Source organism: Ruegeria sp. HKCCD6604 (assembly GCF_013110635.1).
In the GTDB taxonomy this organism is placed as follows: domain Bacteria; phylum Pseudomonadota; class Alphaproteobacteria; order Rhodobacterales; family Rhodobacteraceae; genus Ruegeria.
The window spans coordinates 1,077,428-1,092,210 of sequence record NZ_WVQW01000001.1 but is presented as its reverse complement, the minus strand read 5'-3'; the positions used below and the strand labels follow the sequence as shown (position 1 = coordinate 1,092,210).

The 14,783-nt window shown below is 61.4% G+C and carries 16 protein-coding genes; 15 read left to right on the top strand and 1 reads right to left on the bottom strand.

Annotation, left to right across the window (positions count from 1 at the left end):
* Positions 1 to 54 precede the first annotated feature (54 nt).
* The gene (locus GS614_RS05410; protein WP_245217959.1) at positions 55 to 429 is read left to right on the top strand and encodes a glycine zipper family protein; all 375 of its coding nucleotides are present in this window, start codon (positions 55 to 57) and stop codon (positions 427 to 429) included.
* Here GS614_RS05410 and GS614_RS05405 read toward each other — a convergent pair.
* A complete protein-coding gene (locus GS614_RS05405) occupies positions 426 to 1,607 on the bottom strand; it encodes an NAD(P)/FAD-dependent oxidoreductase (protein ID WP_171725675.1) in 1,182 nt (393 codons plus the stop codon). The two genes, GS614_RS05410 and GS614_RS05405, sit on opposite strands and share 4 nt — an antisense overlap.
* A gap of 189 nt (positions 1,608 to 1,796) precedes the next feature.
* On the opposite strand from GS614_RS05405, the gene GS614_RS05400 reads away from it, so the two are divergent.
* The 14 genes from GS614_RS05400 (at position 1,797) to lpxC (ending at position 14,711) form a co-directional block, all read left to right on the top strand.
* Positions 1,797 to 2,132 carry a cupin domain-containing protein gene (locus tag GS614_RS05400; protein ID WP_171231257.1) on the top strand — a complete coding sequence of 112 codons (336 nt, stop codon included), beginning with the start codon at positions 1,797 to 1,799 and terminating at the stop codon, positions 2,130 to 2,132.
* A 226-nt stretch (positions 2,133 to 2,358) separates the two neighbouring features.
* Positions 2,359 to 3,522 (top strand): putative lipid II flippase FtsW, encoded by a 1,164-nt coding sequence (gene ftsW / locus GS614_RS05395; protein WP_152458661.1) that lies wholly within the window; start codon positions 2,359 to 2,361, stop codon positions 3,520 to 3,522.
* Positions 3,522 to 4,619, top strand: coding sequence for a UDP-N-acetylglucosamine--N-acetylmuramyl-(pentapeptide) pyrophosphoryl-undecaprenol N-acetylglucosamine transferase (locus tag GS614_RS05390; RefSeq protein ID WP_171725674.1), 1,098 nt, complete (start codon positions 3,522 to 3,524; stop codon positions 4,617 to 4,619). The genes ftsW and GS614_RS05390 overlap by 1 nt, the downstream gene beginning before the upstream one ends.
* On the top strand, positions 4,616 to 6,025 hold the full coding sequence (murC, locus tag GS614_RS05385) for a UDP-N-acetylmuramate--L-alanine ligase (RefSeq protein WP_171725673.1): 1,410 nt from the start codon (positions 4,616 to 4,618) through the stop codon (positions 6,023 to 6,025). The genes GS614_RS05390 and murC overlap by 4 nt, the downstream gene beginning before the upstream one ends.
* 76 nt (positions 6,026 to 6,101) lie before the next feature.
* Positions 6,102 to 6,350 carry a DUF2484 family protein gene (locus GS614_RS05380; protein ID WP_171362492.1) on the top strand — a complete coding sequence of 83 codons (249 nt, stop codon included), beginning with the start codon at positions 6,102 to 6,104 and terminating at the stop codon, positions 6,348 to 6,350.
* Positions 6,347 to 6,613 carry a DUF2484 family protein gene (locus tag GS614_RS05375; RefSeq protein ID WP_171114920.1) on the top strand — a complete coding sequence of 89 codons (267 nt, stop codon included), beginning with the start codon at positions 6,347 to 6,349 and terminating at the stop codon, positions 6,611 to 6,613. The genes GS614_RS05380 and GS614_RS05375 overlap by 4 nt, the downstream gene beginning before the upstream one ends.
* A gap of 24 nt (positions 6,614 to 6,637) precedes the next feature.
* Positions 6,638 to 6,931, top strand: coding sequence for a hypothetical protein (locus GS614_RS05370; protein WP_152458656.1), 294 nt, complete (start codon positions 6,638 to 6,640; stop codon positions 6,929 to 6,931).
* The gene (gene murB / locus GS614_RS05365) at positions 6,928 to 7,854 is read left to right on the top strand and encodes a UDP-N-acetylmuramate dehydrogenase (protein ID WP_171725672.1); all 927 of its coding nucleotides are present in this window, start codon (positions 6,928 to 6,930) and stop codon (positions 7,852 to 7,854) included. Before GS614_RS05370 ends, murB begins: the two co-directional genes overlap by 4 nt.
* Before the next feature lie 108 nt (positions 7,855 to 7,962).
* Complete coding sequence (locus GS614_RS05360) at positions 7,963 to 8,880, top strand: D-alanine--D-alanine ligase (protein ID WP_171725671.1); 918 nt, start codon at positions 7,963 to 7,965, stop codon at positions 8,878 to 8,880.
* Complete coding sequence (locus tag GS614_RS05355; RefSeq protein ID WP_171725670.1) at positions 8,868 to 9,875, top strand: cell division protein FtsQ/DivIB; 1,008 nt, start codon at positions 8,868 to 8,870, stop codon at positions 9,873 to 9,875. Before GS614_RS05360 ends, GS614_RS05355 begins: the two co-directional genes overlap by 13 nt.
* A gap of 8 nt (positions 9,876 to 9,883) precedes the next feature.
* Positions 9,884 to 11,218 (top strand): cell division protein FtsA, encoded by a 1,335-nt coding sequence (gene ftsA, locus GS614_RS05350; protein WP_170344711.1) that lies wholly within the window; start codon positions 9,884 to 9,886, stop codon positions 11,216 to 11,218.
* Entirely contained in the window at positions 11,205 to 11,624 is a 420-nt protein-coding gene (locus tag GS614_RS05345) for a hypothetical protein (protein WP_171725669.1), read from the top strand. The genes ftsA and GS614_RS05345 overlap by 14 nt, the downstream gene beginning before the upstream one ends.
* A gap of 348 nt (positions 11,625 to 11,972) precedes the next feature.
* Positions 11,973 to 13,577, top strand: a complete 1,605-nt coding sequence (gene ftsZ / locus GS614_RS05340) for a cell division protein FtsZ (RefSeq protein WP_171167232.1) — start codon at positions 11,973 to 11,975, stop codon at positions 13,575 to 13,577.
* Between the two features lie 213 nt (positions 13,578 to 13,790).
* Positions 13,791 to 14,711 (top strand): UDP-3-O-acyl-N-acetylglucosamine deacetylase, encoded by a 921-nt coding sequence (lpxC, locus tag GS614_RS05335; protein WP_171205425.1) that lies wholly within the window; start codon positions 13,791 to 13,793, stop codon positions 14,709 to 14,711.
* The last annotated feature ends 72 nt before the right edge of the window (positions 14,712 to 14,783 follow it).

Genomic DNA, 14,783 nt, shown 5'->3' with positions numbered 1-14,783 from the left:
CGCGGCATCACTATTGGTTTTGCCTGCCTCCAGATTCAACACGAGGTTATGACTATGCCATTTCGTAGACTTTCTCTGATCCTGCCTGCCATTCTTGTTGCGGGGGCCTGTACCAACACGGGCGCCAACTATCAGCCCATCGTGGACGGCCCGGTCGGTCCGAACTACAACGTGGACCTACAGCAATGCCAACAACTGGCGGCATCGCAGAGCAGCGTTGATGGCTCTACCGCCGGGAATGCAGCAATTGGCGCAGCGGGTGCCGCGGCCGTTACCGGGATCGTTCAGGACAGCAGCGACAATCTTGGTCGCGCGGCCGTGGCAGGTGCCTTGGTTGGCGCTGGCGCAGACGTCATCAATAAAAACCAGAACAAAGAAGTGATCGTGCGCAACTGCATGCGCGGGCGCGGCTACAACGTCGTAGGCTAACGCCCGGCGGCAATTGCAACACCTGCGGCATGGCCTGACGACCATGCCCACTGGAAGTTGTAGCCGCCCAACCAGCCGGTGACATCCACCGCTTCACCAATTGCATAGAGGCCGGGGACATCCTTGGCCTCCATCGTTTTCGAGGACAAGTCATCCGTGTCGATCCCGCCCAAGGTGACTTCGGCGGTGCGATACCCTTCGGTCCCCGACGGCACCAGTTGCCACGCAGACAGGGCCGAGGTCAGCTCGGCCAGTTTCGCGTCCGACTGATCCGCCAGCTTCCCGGACATCGGAATGACCCGGCACAGATAATCGACCAGCCGGGCCGGCAGATGCCGCGCCAGTTCAGTGGTCAGCGCCTTGCGACCCGCGCTTTGCCGCTGTGCGCGCAACAGATCCAGCAGGGGAAGGTCGGGGATCAGGTTCACCCGGATTGCCTCACCTTCGCGCCAGTATGACGACAGCTGCAACACCGACGGCCCGCTGAGACCGCGATGGGTGAACAGCAGCGCCTCGTCGAAGCTGGCGCGATCATTCGACAGTCGCACGGGCAGTGAAACGCCGGACAGGTCCCTGAACCGCCCATCCGAAAAGGTGAACGGCACCAGCGCCGCCCGCGTCTCGGTCATCCGCAACCCAAATTGGCGCGCGATGTCATAGGCCAGCCCGGTTGCGCCCATCTTGGGAATCGATTTCCCGCCCGTTGCCAGCACCAGATTGGTGCAGGTCAGATGCTGCCTTTGCCCGTCACACTCCACCTCCAGTGCAAAGCCGCTTTCGGTCTTGCGCAGATCGCGCAACGAGGTTTGTATCCACAGCTCTGCTCCTGCACCGCTCATTTCATCCAGCATCATCCGGATGATCTGTTTCGAAGAGCCATCGCAGAACAACTGGCCCAGGGTTTTTTCATGCCAGGCGATGTTGTGACGTCCGACCAGATCGATGAAATCCCATTGCGTGTACCGTGCAAGGGCGGATTTGCAGAAATGCGGGTTTCGCGACAGGAAGTTGCCCGGCCCGGCATGGATGTTGGTGAAATTGCAGCGCCCCCCGCCCGAGATGCGGATTTTCTCGCCGGGTGCCTTGGCGTGGTCAATCACCAGCACGCGCCCCCCGCAATGGGCCGCACACATCATGCCGGCAGCCCCGGCCCCAAGGATGATCGTGTCGTAGGTCATGCGCGGGGGATGGCGTGGATTAAACAAGATGGCAAGAGCCCATGCCGAAGTCGCGCGGCGCGCGCTCGCCGCGTTCTCGCAAATCTCAGGTCGGCTGACAGGGCGATTGCCAGAGTTTCAGCGCACTGACATTCTGTGGCCATACCGCAAAGATGTTTTGACAAGACAAACTGGCAAAAGGAACTCTGAATGCAATTCCCCGAATTTATTTCGTCATTTCCAAAACTGGATGTGCCTTTTCCTGAAGATGTGGTGCAGACGGCCGTCATTCGATCAGATGCAGGGCTGGTCGCTTTCTTCACTTTTCTCAAAGACATGGAGCTTCCCCTGCATTCGCATGGTGCCCAATGGGGGACGGTGGTTGAGGGTGAAATTGAACTCACGATCGGTGGCCAGACCCGCATCTACCGCCCCGGCGACAGCTACTCGATCCCAAGTGGAGTCGCGCACGGAGGGACCATCAAGGCGGGGTCTCGTGTCATTGACGTGTTTGAGGAACCCGACCGATATGCGATCAAGGAATAACGCATAGCAACCCGCCTTGTGGATCAACGCGCGCCACTCCGCTGAGCGGCGTGTCCAAAGCTGCAATAACCACAGGCCGCCACGTGCAGCCGGGGGTGCTTTGGGCCTGGAAGGTCGATTTATGCCTTGTGGCTTCATCCTACTAGCCCAAACACAAAAATCCCTGTAGAGTCTCAACCAGACCCCGAAAACGGGGCGTTGACGAGGCAGAGAGTGGCGGTATCTCATGACTGAGATGGTGTATGGCGCGGTCCAGGACCAGCGCGGAGAACCGATTCTACCGAAATGGTGGCGCACAATCGATCGCTGGACGATGTCCTGCGTTCTGATCCTGTTTGCCATCGGTCTGTTGCTGGGGCTGGCGTCTTCGCCGCCGCTGGCCGGGCGAAACGGGTTCGATCCGTTCCATTATGTCGAACGTCAGGCCATCTTCGGCGGATTGGCGCTGATTGCGATGCTGCTGACCTCGATGATGTCGCCGACGCTGGTGCGCCGTTTGGCGGTGCTGGGTTTCCTGGGGGCCTTCGTGGCACTGGTTTTCCTGCCCGTGTTCGGGACCGATTTCGGCAAGGGCGCGGTGCGCTGGTATTCGCTGGGGTTCGCCTCGCTTCAGCCGTCCGAGTTTCTGAAGCCCGGCTTCATCGTCGTTGCTGCATGGCTGCTGGCGGCCTCACAAGAGATCAACGGCCCGCCCGGGCGGATCTGGTCATTTGCCCTGTGCATGGCGATTGTCGGCATGCTGGTGATGCAACCTGATTTCGGCCAGGCCTGCCTGATCCTGTTCGGCTGGGGGGTGATGTATTTTGTCGCCGGGGCGCCGATGCTGCTGCTGGTCGGAATGGCCGGGTTTGTTGTTCTGGGCGGTATGTTCGCCTATTCCAATTCTGAACACTTTGCCCGCCGTATCGATGGCTTTCTGAATCAAGAGGTCGATCCGACCACCCAGTTGGGCTATGCCACCAACGCCATCCGCGAAGGGGGGCTGTTCGGCGTCGGCGTGGGTGAGGGGCAGGTCAAGTGGTCGCTGCCGGACGCGCATACCGATTTCATCATCGCGGTCGCGGCCGAGGAATACGGCCTGATCCTGGTGCTGATCATCATCGCGCTTTATTCGTTGGTCGTGGTACGTTCGTTGCTGCGCCTGATGCGGGAACGCGACATGTTCATCCGTCTGGCGGGCACCGGTCTGGCCTGCATGTTCGGCGTGCAGGCGATGATCAACATGGGTGTTGCGGTTCGTCTGTTGCCCGCGAAGGGCATGACGCTGCCTTTTGTCAGCTATGGCGGCTCATCCCTGATTGCAGGGGGTATTGCGATCGGAATGCTGCTGGCCTTCACCCGAACCCGCCCACAGGGCGAGCTTGGCGAAATTCTGCGCGGACGAGGATAATGGGGACTCCATACCTGTTGATTGCTGCTGGCGGGACCGGGGGGCACATGTTCCCGGCTCAGGCGCTGGCCGAGGCGATGCTGAACAAGGGCTGGCGCGTGCGCCTGTCTACCGACCCGCGCGGCGCCCGCTATACCGGTGGTTTCCCGCACTCGACCGAGATTGTCGAGGCATCATCGGCTACATTCGCGCGTGGCGGTCTGGCGGCCAAGGCCATGGCCGGCCCCAAGATAGCCGGTGGCGTGGCTGCCATGGTGTTCCAGATGATGCGGGACAAGCCCGACGTCGTTGTGGGTTTCGGCGGGTATCCCTCGATCCCGGCGCTGAGCGCTGCGACCATGCTCAAAATCCCCCGCATGATCCACGAACAGAACGGGGTGCTGGGGCGTGTGAACCAGTTGTTCGCCACCCGCGTCGCGCAGGTGGCCTGCGGTGTGTGGCCCACGGACCTGCCCGAGGGCGCACATGGCATCCACACCGGCAACCCGGTCCGGTCCGCCGTTCTGGACCGCGCTGCGGCCGGTTACATTCCGCCGGGTGATTATCCGATGTCGGTCCTTGTCATGGGCGGGTCGCAAGGCGCGCGCATCCTCAGCGATGTGGTGCCCGGTGCCATCGCCGCACTGCCCGAAGAAATCCGCGCTCACATCCGCGTGGCACATCAGGCCCGGGACGAGGACGGCGAGCGCGTCACAGCCTTCTACAACGAACACGGCATCCGCGCGGACGTTCAGCCCTTTTTCGACGATGTGCCGCGTCGCATGTCGGATGCGCAACTGGTCATCTCACGCTCGGGTGCGTCAAGTGTTGCCGATATTTCGGTCATCGGCCGGCCGTCGATCCTGATCCCCTTTGCTGCCGCGGCAGGGGACCACCAGACCGCCAACGCACGCGGGCTTGTGCAAGCAGGCGGGGCAATCATGATCCCCGAAAATGCGCTTGACGTTGCCGCGCTGACAGAGCAAATGACGACGGTTCTGACCAACCCCGAAGCCGCACAGAAGATGGCCCATGCCGCCTTGTCGGTCGGGGCACCCGACGCAACCGAGCGTTTGGTCGTCCTGGTCGAGCAGCTGGCGCAGAAGGAGACCACATGAATCCAGCAACCAAACTGCCGCAGGACGTGGGGCCGATCCATTTCGTCGGGATCGGCGGGATCGGGATGTCGGGCATTGCCGAGGTGCTGTTGAACCTTGGATACCGGGTGCAGGGGTCGGACCTGAAAGCGTCGAAGATCACCGACCGGCTGGCATCGCTGGGGGCCGAGATTTTCGTGGGGCAAAAGGCCGAAAACCTCGAAGGGGCGGCGGTTGTGGTGGTTTCGACCGCGATCAAACCGGGCAACCCGGAACTGGATGAGGCGCGTGCGCAGGGCCTGCCGGTGGTTCGCCGGGCGGATATGCTGGCCGAACTGATGCGCCTGCGGTCAAACATCGCGATTGCCGGAACCCACGGCAAAACCACCACGACCACGATGATGGCCGAGCTGATGGTCGCCGGCGATTTCGACCCGACCGTGATCAATGGCGGCATTATCCACGCCTATGGCTCGAACGCGCGGATGGGGCAGGGCGAATGGATGGTTGTCGAGGCGGACGAGTCCGACGGTTCGTTCAACCGACTGCCTGCAACGATCGCCATCGTCACCAATATCGACCCCGAGCATATGGAGCATTGGGGCGATTTCGACACCCTGCGGGATGGGTTCCACGAATTCGTCTCGAACCTGCCCTTCTACGGGCTGGCCGTCTGCTGCACCGACCATGCCGAAGTGCAGGCCCTCGTGGGCCGTATCACCGACCGCCGCGTGCGCACCTATGGCTTCAACGCGCAGGCTGACGTGCGGGCCGAGAACCTGACCTACAAAGGCGGCGTCGCGCATTTCGACATTCACCTGCAATACGAAGACACGGTGATCGAAGGTTGCACGCTGCCGATGCCGGGCGACCACAATGTCTCCAATGCGCTCAGCGCCGTTGCTGTTGCCCGCCATTTGGGCATGAAAGCCGCGGAAATCCGTGAGGCGCTGGCCAATTTCGGTGGCGTCAATCGCAGGTTTACCAAGGTCGGAGAAGTCGACGGTGTCACCATCATCGACGACTATGGCCACCACCCCGTTGAAATCACCGCAGTCCTGAAGGCCGCGCGACAGGCGACCGAAGGCCGCGTGATCGCCGTGCACCAGCCGCACCGCTACTCGCGCCTGTCCAACCTGTTTGACGATTTCTGCACCTGCTTCAATGACGCCGACGTCGTGGCCATCGCCGATATCTTCGCTGCCGGAGAGGACCCGATCGAAGGCGCATCGCGCGACGATCTGGTGCAGGGCCTGATCCGTCACGGCCACCGCCACGCCCGCGCGCTGTTTGACGAAAACGATCTTGAGCGGCTTGTGCGCGAGCAGGCCCGCCCGGGCGATATCGTCGTCTGTCTCGGGGCCGGTACGATCAGCGCCTGGGCCAATGGTCTGCCCGAGAGATTGCAACGAAAACAAGCTGTTTGACTTCCCTTCTGTTTGGTGCACAACCTGAAAGTGAAAAAAGTTGCCCGCCGCCGCCGCATGTCCTCGGAGGGGACAGATGGACTATTCGATGATCCTTGCCGCCCTTTGGGTGATCTGCGCCACGATCGTGGCGTTCTTGCCGATGCGAATGCAGTTTCCACCGGGCGTGACCCTGCTGATCTGCGCTCCGGTTCTGATCGTCTGGCTGGGTTATGATCACGGTTGGTTCTGGTCGGTTTTCGCCTTCGGCGGATTCGTTTCGATGTTCCGCAACCCCATCCGGTATTACTGGCGAAAATGGGCGCGCGGGGAGGTCATGGAATGAACTGGTCCATCGCCCTTGCCGGTCTGTGGGGTGTTTCCGCGAATCTGCTGGCAATGATCCCGAGCAAAGACAACCACTGGACACGCGCCTATATCCTGATCGCCGTGGGCATTCCGATTCTGGGGTATGTCACCTATCAAAACGGCCCGTGGATCGGCTTGCTGGTGCTGGCCATGGGTATGTCCGTGCTGCGCTGGCCCGTGATTTATCTGACCCGTTGGACAAAGATGAAAATGCAGGGCATGAAGGCGGCTGACGAATAACCGGCCAGTTTCAGGAGGTCCGCCATGGCGTCCGTCGCCACATTTGCCTATCTGCCAATTCTTTCTTTCCTGCTAGGTGCCGCCGCCGGTTTCACGGCGGGCCGTTGGCTGGGCCTGCGCGGCTTGTTGTGGCTGATCGGTCTGGCCTCGGCCGTCGGGCTGGCGTTGATCGTGGTGCTGGCCGGTATTGGCACCGGCGAAGAAGAACAGGCGTTCGGCCCGCTGGTCTGGCTGACCGCCGGCGTTCTTCCCTTTCTGTTCGCTGCAATCATGGGCGGTGTGGGCGGACGCAGCCTGGCGGTGCGTGCAGACGCATGACAACGTTTCCCGTTCCGAAAGGTCGCCTGTCTCGGGCGCGGCCTCTCTCTGAGCTCACATGGCTTCGCGTCGGCGGCCCGGCCGATTACCTGTTCCAGCCTGCCGATATCGAAGACCTGCAAGCCTTCCTGCGGGAACTGCCCGCACAAACCCCGATCTTTCCGATGGGTGTTGGTTCGAACCTGATCGTTCGGGATGGGGGGCTGCGGGCCGTGGTGATCCGGCTGGGGCGCGGGTTCAACGCGATCTCGGTTGACGGCAACACGGTTACGGCAGGGGCTGCGGCGCTGGATGCGCATGTTGCGCGCAAGGCGGCAGATGCCGGTGTCGACCTGACCTTTCTGCGCACCATTCCGGGCTCGATCGGCGGCGCGGTGCGGATGAACGCGGGCTGTTACGGCAGCTATACGGCGGATGTTCTGCGCAAGGCCACGATTGTCACCCGGCAAGGCGCGCTTGTGGACCTGACGCCCGAAGACTTGAACTTTCGCTATCGCCAGACCGACCTGCCGGAAGGCGCAGTGCTGATTTCGGCTGTGTTCGAGGCCCCTGCAGGCAATCCCCAAGATCTCCATGCCCGTATGGCGGCGCAGTTGAAAAAGCGCGACGAAACCCAGCCGACCAAAGATCGCAGTGCGGGGTCGACCTTTCGCAATCCAGCCGGGTTTTCTTCGACCGGGCAGGCGGATGACGTGCATGACCTCAAGGCGTGGAAGGTGATCGACGACGCCGGAATGCGCGGCGCGACGCTTGGCGGTGCGCAGATGAGCCCGAAGCACTCGAATTTCCTGATCAATACCGGCGCGGCCACCGCTGCCGACCTTGAAGGTCTTGGCGAAGAGGTGCGAAAAAAGGTTTACGAAACAAGCGGCATCACGCTAGAGTGGGAAATCATGCGGGTCGGTGATCCGCTGACAGAATAAAGCCCCAACCGTCAGACCATAACAGGCAAATTCAGGCGACGGATCAAAGGCATAAACGCAGTACGGACCACCGCATAAGGTCCGGGGACATTGAGGCGCACATTGGGTATGTCGAGCAGGACAAACCCCAAAGTGGCGGTATTGATGGGTGGACCCTCGGCGGAACGCGAGGTGTCTCTCAGCTCTGGGCGCGAATGCGCGGCCGCCCTTGTGGGAGAAGGCTTTGAAGTGGTCGAACTGGACGCAGGTCCCGACCTCTGCGCGCGCCTTGTGGACATCAAACCGGATGTGGTTTTCAACGCCCTGCATGGCCGCTGGGGCGAAGATGGGTGTGTGCAGGGCCTGCTGGAATGGATGCGTATCCCTTACACCCATTCCGGTGTTCTGGCCTCGGCGCTGGCAATGGACAAGCAGCGCAGCAAAGAGATTTACCAAACCGAAGGGCTGCCCGTCGTACCGAGCGTGATCGTGCCCAAGGTCGAGGTGGTCGAAGTTCACGTGATGGAGCCGCCCTATGTGGCCAAGCCGAACAATGAAGGCTCCAGCGTTGGGATTTACATCGTCCACGAAAATGCCAACGGCCCGCCGCAGCTGGACGAGGCGATGCCCGATCTGGTGATGGTCGAGAAATACGTGGCAGGCCGCGAGTTGACCGTGACCGTGATGGGCGACCGCGCCCTGACCGTGACTGAAATCATGACAGATGGCGGCTGGTACGACTATGACGCCAAGTACAAGCCCGGCGGCTCGTGGCATGTCCTGCCCGCCGACATCCCGCAGGACATTTTCGACCGCTGCATGGACTACGCCGTGCGAGCGCATAACGTGCTGGGGTGCAAGGGTGTGTCCCGCACGGATTACCGCTGGGATGACAGCAAGGGTGCCGATGGGTTGTTCCTGCTGGAAACCAATACCCAGCCCGGCATGACGCCAACCTCTCTGGCCCCGGAACAGGCCGCTCATCTTGGAATGACATTCGGCCAGCTCTGCGCCTGGATGGTGGAGGACGCCTCATGCGACCGCTGACCGCCAGCCGTTCACTGGAAATCCACCGCAGCAAACCACTTGCGGGACCGGATGCCGATTTCGCCTCGGCCGACACGGACTCGCACGAGGCCGAACCGCTTTTGCGCCTGCGCGGTGCGCGTGTGTTTTCCCGCCCCGCAAGACGCAGTGACCCTGCGCCGTCCCGTCTCAGCTATCGGCTGCAACGTTGGATGCTGACGCCTGGCATTCGCCTTGGTGTCAAGGTTGGCCTTCCGATCTGCGCCATCGCTGCCGCGCTTGGCATCTTCTTTGCCTCGCAGGACCGTCGCGACGCACTTGCTGCTTATATCGCCGATGTGCGCACTTCGATTCAGGAGCGCCCCGAATTCATGGTCAACCTGATGGCCATCGACGGGGCCGGAACCGACCTGTCCGAAGACATCCGCGAAATCGTGCCGCTGGATTTCCCGATCAGTTCCTGGGATCTGGATGTGGAACAGATCCGCGACACGATCATCGGGCTGGACCCGGTGAAATCCGCAACCGTCAGAATCCGCCCCGGAGGCATCCTGCAGGTCGATGTCGTCGAGCGTCAGCCGGTGATCGTCTGGCGAACGCGCGAGGGGCTTGAACTGCTGGATGAGACAGGCGCGCATGTCAAGGAAGCCACCTCTCGCAAGGATCACGCCGATCTGCCGCTGATCGCGGGGACGGGCGCCGACGATCACGTCGGAGAAGCACTGGAGCTTCTGCTGACTTCGCGCAGCCTGGGCAATCGCGTGCGCGGCTTGGTGCGCGTGGGAGAGCGGCGCTGGGATCTGGTGCTGGACCGTGGTCAGCGCATCATGCTGCCGACCGAACGCCCGGTGCGTGCGCTGGAACGCGTGCTTGCCGTGAACGAGGTGCAGGACCTTCTGGAACGTGACGTGGCCGTGGTCGACATGCGCCTAGGGCAGCGTCCGACCATCCGAATGACCAAAGCCGCCAGCGAAGACTGGTGGAACACAAAAGTGACAGTGAGTAACGGGCAGTAACGACCATGATGACCGATCTTTATCAGTCCCAACGCGCCATGCGTCAGATGCGGCGACAGGCTTTGCAACGCGGTGTGATTGCGATTCTGGATGTGGGCAGCTCGAAAATCGCCTGTCTTGTGCTGCGCTTTGACGGAACAGGTCGGCTGAGCGAGGACAATACCATCGGTTCCATGGCGGGGCAGACGGGTTTTCGCGTCATCGGTGCCGCGACCACCCGGTCGCGGGGTGTCCAGTTCGGCGAAGTCACAGCCATGCAGGAAACCGAACGTGCCATCCGCACCGCGCTTCAGGCTGCACAGAAGATGGCCGACATCCGCGTCGACCATGTGATCGCCTGTTTCTCGGGCGCGAACCCGCGCTCTTACGGGCTGGATGCGCAAGTCGATCTGGACGGTCAGATCGTGACCGAGGCCGAAGTGGGCCGGGTTCTGAACGCTTGCGACGTGCCGGATTATGGTGACGGGCGCGAAGTGCTGCATGCTCAACCGGTGAATTTTGCGCTCGACAACCGGTCTGGCCTGATCGACCCGCGCGGGCAGATGGGCCAGAGCCTTGCGGTCGACATGCATATGCTGACCGTGGATTCGTCAGCGATCCAGAACATCGTGCGCTGTATCAAGCGCTGCGATCTTGAACTCGCGGGTATTGCCAACTCGGCCTATGTCTCGGGCATCTCGGCGCTGGTCGAAGACGAGCAGGAACTGGGCGCGGCCTGTATCGACATGGGCGGCGGCACCACAAGCGTGTCGATCTTCATGAAAAAGCACATGATCTATGCCGATTGCGTGCGCATGGGCGGCGATCACGTGACCGCCGATATCTCGATGGGCCTGGGTGTGCCTGCCGCCGTGGCGGAACGGATCAAGACATTCAATGGTGGCGTTCATGCCACCGGGGCCGACGACAGGGATATGATTGATATCGGTGGTGATACCGGCGACTGGGAACACGACCGCCGCACCGTCAGCCGCGCTGAACTGATCGGCATCATGCGCCCGCGTGTCGAGGAAATTCTTGAAGAGGTCCGCGTCCGGCTGGACGCCGCCGGGTTTGAACATATGCCAAGCCAGCAGATCGTGCTGACCGGCGGCGGCAGCCAGATCATGGGGCTGGACGGGTTGGCCACGCGCATCCTCGGTCAGCGCGTTCGCTTGGGCCGCCCCTTGCGCGTGCATGGCCTGCCGCAATCAGCCACCGGGCCCGGGTTCTCGTCCGCTGTCGGCCTCAGCCTGTTTGCGGCCCATCCTCAGGATGAATGGTGGGATTTTGAAATCCCGGTCGACACCTATGCCGCGCGCCCGTTCAAGCGCGCCGTACGGTGGTTCCGTGACAACTGGTAGAGTCCTGCGCGGGGGTGCTCTGTGCGCGGCGCTGCTGCCTGGCTGGGCCTCGGCCCAGACCATGATCACGCCCGAGGCGTTTCTGGACGCGGCGGTCGGCAAAACTTTGACATTCTACGAAATCCGCAGCGGTGGCCTGGTGGGAACCGAACAATTCCTGAACCGCCGCATGTCGGTCTGGTGCGAAGAGGGGCAGGGCTGTGTCTACGGGCAGATCACGACGCCAAACGGTCAGTTGTGTTTTCTGTACGACAATGACCCGGACGGCATTCCGGTCTGTTGGTGGCCGTTTTCGCATGAAGGTCGTTTGATGGTGCGGCTTGCCTCATTCGTCGATGGTGAAATACAGGAAGTGCGATCCATGACGGACCGCGGCCTGGACTGTCCAAATGCACCGCTCAGCTGAAGAAACCGGTTGCAGCGTTTCGATTTATCCCTCAAGATATCCACAAGGCCCGAAAGAGGCCTCGCGGCAGGACCTGAGCAGTTTTCCGCAGTGTATATGGCAGTCGATCAGAGCGCGATGAACGAATGTGTCCTCGCGTTCATGCCGGTTGTCTAGTGATGGTCGCCGTTGTTTCCGCTATATCTGGCATGGCCTGCGAAATGCCGCCGGTTTATGCCTTATTTCCTCCATATTTTGTGGGAAAACGCGATTTTTGACGTGACCTTTTGGCATCAGGCCGCTAGAATCGAACAAGGATAGGTAAGAAAAACACCGCTTTGGCGGGACATAAATACAGGCGGACAGAGCATGACATTGAATCTTTCGATGCCCGGGCACGACGAACTGAAGCCTCGGATTACAGTATTTGGCGTTGGCGGCGCAGGCGGGAACGCCGTCAACAACATGATTGAAAAACAGTTGGACGGCGTTGATTTCGTGGTCGCCAATACCGACGCACAGGCGCTGCAACAAAGCCAGTCCTCTGCGCGGGTGCAGCTGGGCGTGAAAGTCACCGAAGGTCTGGGGGCAGGGGCCCGCCCGACCGTAGGCGCGGCCGCCGCCGAGGAAAGTATCGAACAGATCGTGGACCACCTTGCCGGCGCTCATATGTGCTTCATCACTGCTGGTATGGGCGGCGGTACCGGAACGGGGGCTGCTCCGATCATCGCGCAAGCCGCGCGTGAGCTGGGTGTACTGACCGTCGGTGTCGTAACCAAGCCCTTCCAGTTCGAGGGTGCCAAGCGGATGCGCCAGGCCGAAGATGGGGTTGAGGCGCTGCAGCAGGTTGTCGACACGCTGATCATCATCCCCAACCAGAACCTGTTCCGCCTGGCCAATGAAAAGACCACCTTTACCGAGGCGTTCTCGATGGCTGACGACGTTCTGTATCAGGGCGTCAAAGGCGTGACCGACCTGATGGTGCGCCCCGGCCTGATTAACCTCGACTTTGCCGACGTTCGCGCCGTGATGGACGAGATGGGCAAGGCGATGATGGGCACCGGCGAGGCAACAGGCGAAGACCGCGCCATCCAGGCGGCGGAAAAGGCCATTGCGAACCCGCTGTTGGACGAAATCAGCCTCAAGGGCGCCAAAGGCGTGTTGATCAACATCACCGGGTCGCACGACCTGACCCTGTTCGAACTGGACGAAGCCGCAAACCGCATCCGCGAGGAAGTGGACCCCGAGGCCAATATCATCGTCGGCTCGACGCTGGATACCGCTATGGAAGGCGGAATGCGCGTGTCGGTTGTTGCGACCGGCATCGACGCCAGCGAAAAAACGACCGAAGTCCCGGTGGCGCGCCGTTCGATGTCCGAACCGCTGACCCGCACGGTTTCGGCTGAAGAGCATATTCAGGAAGAAGCCCGGGTGGTTGCCGACGCAGCAGAGCCCGTCCCGCAGCCGGAAGAAAACCGCGAACCTTCGCTGTTCGAAGCCGCTGAAGAGCCGGCGCAGCCGCAATTCCAGCCGCGCGACGAGCGTGACGAGGATGGCCTGCCGCCGCCCGCTTATCAGCCGCGTGTGGCCGAATTCGAGCCGCAGCCCGAGCATGTTGAGCCCGCGCCCGAGGCATTTGTGGCACCGCGCGGACATGCTGCTGGCACCCCGTCGCCCGAAGCATTGCAGCGTTTGCAGGCCGCTGTGCAGAAGGTTCCGTCGGCGCCACAGCGACCGGCAGCGCCCCGCCAGCCCGAAGCGGTTTCGCAACAGGAACCCGAGGAGCGGTCGCGTTTTGGCTTCAATCGTCTGATCGATCGGATGACCGGCCATGCCTCGGATACACCGGCCCAACCGCCGCGGCAGCAGCCCGTTTTGCGACAGTCCGAGGCGACCGCGCCGCTTCAGGAAGAGGCCGATCCGGATCAGGACCGCATCGAAATTCCGGCCTTCCTGCGCCGTCAAGCCAACTGATCGCGGTAACAAAATCCACTCAAAGGGCTGCCATTTGGCGGCCCTTAATTGTTTCTTAACAGTAACTTGCAACTATGTGAGCAGGGTTTTGCCGATCTGTTACATACATGTTTCAATCGGTTGCAAAGAGTGAGTTGAGCCTTGACGCGGGCTTCCTTAACTCAGTGTCCAACACGGCCCAAGCAGGCTGGACTCTACTCACCGAGGCCCATTTTGCAACATACGCTCAAATCTCCGGTCACGTTTAAAGGCGTCGGGCTGCACAGCGGCAAGCCGGCGACCATGGTCCTGAAACCGGCGGCGGCTGGTCATGGCATCTGGTTCAAGCGGACGGATATTCAATTGGGCGACGCGATGATCCCGGCGATCTACTATGCGGTTGAACGGACCCCGCTTTGTACGCGTCTGGTGAATGATGCCGGTGTATCGGTTTCTACCGTCGAACATATCATGGCTGCATTGGCCGGATGTGGTGTGCACAACGCACTTGTCGAGATCGACGGTCCCGAAGTTCCGATCATGGACGGCTCCTCGATTGACTTCGTGCGTGGCATTATGGCCCGGGGCGTGCGCCGTCAGGCCAGCCCGGTATTGGCCTATGAGGTTCTGAAAACCGTCACCGCATCCCGCGAAGGCGCGAGCGCCAGCCTTGCGCCCGCTGACGGGCTGATCATCGACTTCCATATCGATTTCGAAGACGGTGCCATTGGCAGCCAGAGCAAAACGCTGGACATGCGCAACGGTTCCTTCGCGCGTGAACTCAGCGATTGTCGCACGTTCTGCCGTCGCACGGATGTCGAGGCGATGCGCGAAAACGGGTTGGCTTTGGGCGGCACGCTTGAAAATGCCGTGGTCGTTCAGGGCGTCGAAGTTCTGACACCGGGCGGTTTCCGCCGGGTCGATGAGGCTGTGCGCCACAAGATGCTGGACGCCTTGGGTGATCTCTATCTGGCTGGTGGGCCGATTTTGGGTCACTTCACCGGAAACAAGTCGGGTCATTCGCTGACCAACACATTGCTGCGCAACCTGTTCGAAACGCCAGGCGCCGTGCGCCCGGTGCTGTGCACACCGGAACAGGCCGCGCGCCTGCCGGGGCAGGGGCTTGTTGTCAACGAAATCCCCGAAGTGGCCTGATCAGATCAACTCTGACGACATTTGCGCCAGAAGTCGCATAAGGCGTTTTGCACCGGAATTTTCTGTGCTAGA

Excerpts from the sequence above, each read along its gene's own strand:
- GS614_RS05370 (WP_152458656.1), top strand. The coding sequence starts at position 6,638 with ATGGCGTCCGTCGCCACATTTGCCTATCTGCCAATTCTTTCTTTCCTG.
- GS614_RS05360 (WP_171725671.1), top strand. The coding sequence starts at position 7,963 with ATGTCGAGCAGGACAAACCCCAAAGTGGCGGTATTGATGGGTGGACCC.
- GS614_RS05380 (WP_171362492.1), top strand. The coding sequence starts at position 6,102 with ATGGACTATTCGATGATCCTTGCCGCCCTTTGGGTGATCTGCGCCACG.
- GS614_RS05355 (WP_171725670.1), top strand. The coding sequence starts at position 8,868 with ATGCGACCGCTGACCGCCAGCCGTTCACTGGAAATCCACCGCAGCAAA.
- murC (WP_171725673.1), top strand. The coding sequence starts at position 4,616 with ATGAATCCAGCAACCAAACTGCCGCAGGACGTGGGGCCGATCCATTTC.
- GS614_RS05375 (WP_171114920.1), top strand. The coding sequence starts at position 6,347 with ATGAACTGGTCCATCGCCCTTGCCGGTCTGTGGGGTGTTTCCGCGAAT.
- ftsZ (WP_171167232.1), top strand. The coding sequence starts at position 11,973 with ATGACATTGAATCTTTCGATGCCCGGGCACGACGAACTGAAGCCTCGG.
- ftsW (WP_152458661.1), top strand. The coding sequence starts at position 2,359 with ATGACTGAGATGGTGTATGGCGCGGTCCAGGACCAGCGCGGAGAACCG.
- GS614_RS05390 (WP_171725674.1), top strand. The coding sequence starts at position 3,522 with ATGGGGACTCCATACCTGTTGATTGCTGCTGGCGGGACCGGGGGGCAC.
- GS614_RS05405 (WP_171725675.1), bottom strand. The coding sequence starts at position 1,607 with ATGACCTACGACACGATCATCCTTGGGGCCGGGGCTGCCGGCATGATG.
- GS614_RS05400 (WP_171231257.1), top strand. The coding sequence starts at position 1,797 with ATGCAATTCCCCGAATTTATTTCGTCATTTCCAAAACTGGATGTGCCT.
- murB (WP_171725672.1), top strand. The coding sequence starts at position 6,928 with ATGACAACGTTTCCCGTTCCGAAAGGTCGCCTGTCTCGGGCGCGGCCT.
- ftsA (WP_170344711.1), top strand. The coding sequence starts at position 9,884 with ATGACCGATCTTTATCAGTCCCAACGCGCCATGCGTCAGATGCGGCGA.
- GS614_RS05410 (WP_245217959.1), top strand. The coding sequence starts at position 55 with ATGCCATTTCGTAGACTTTCTCTGATCCTGCCTGCCATTCTTGTTGCG.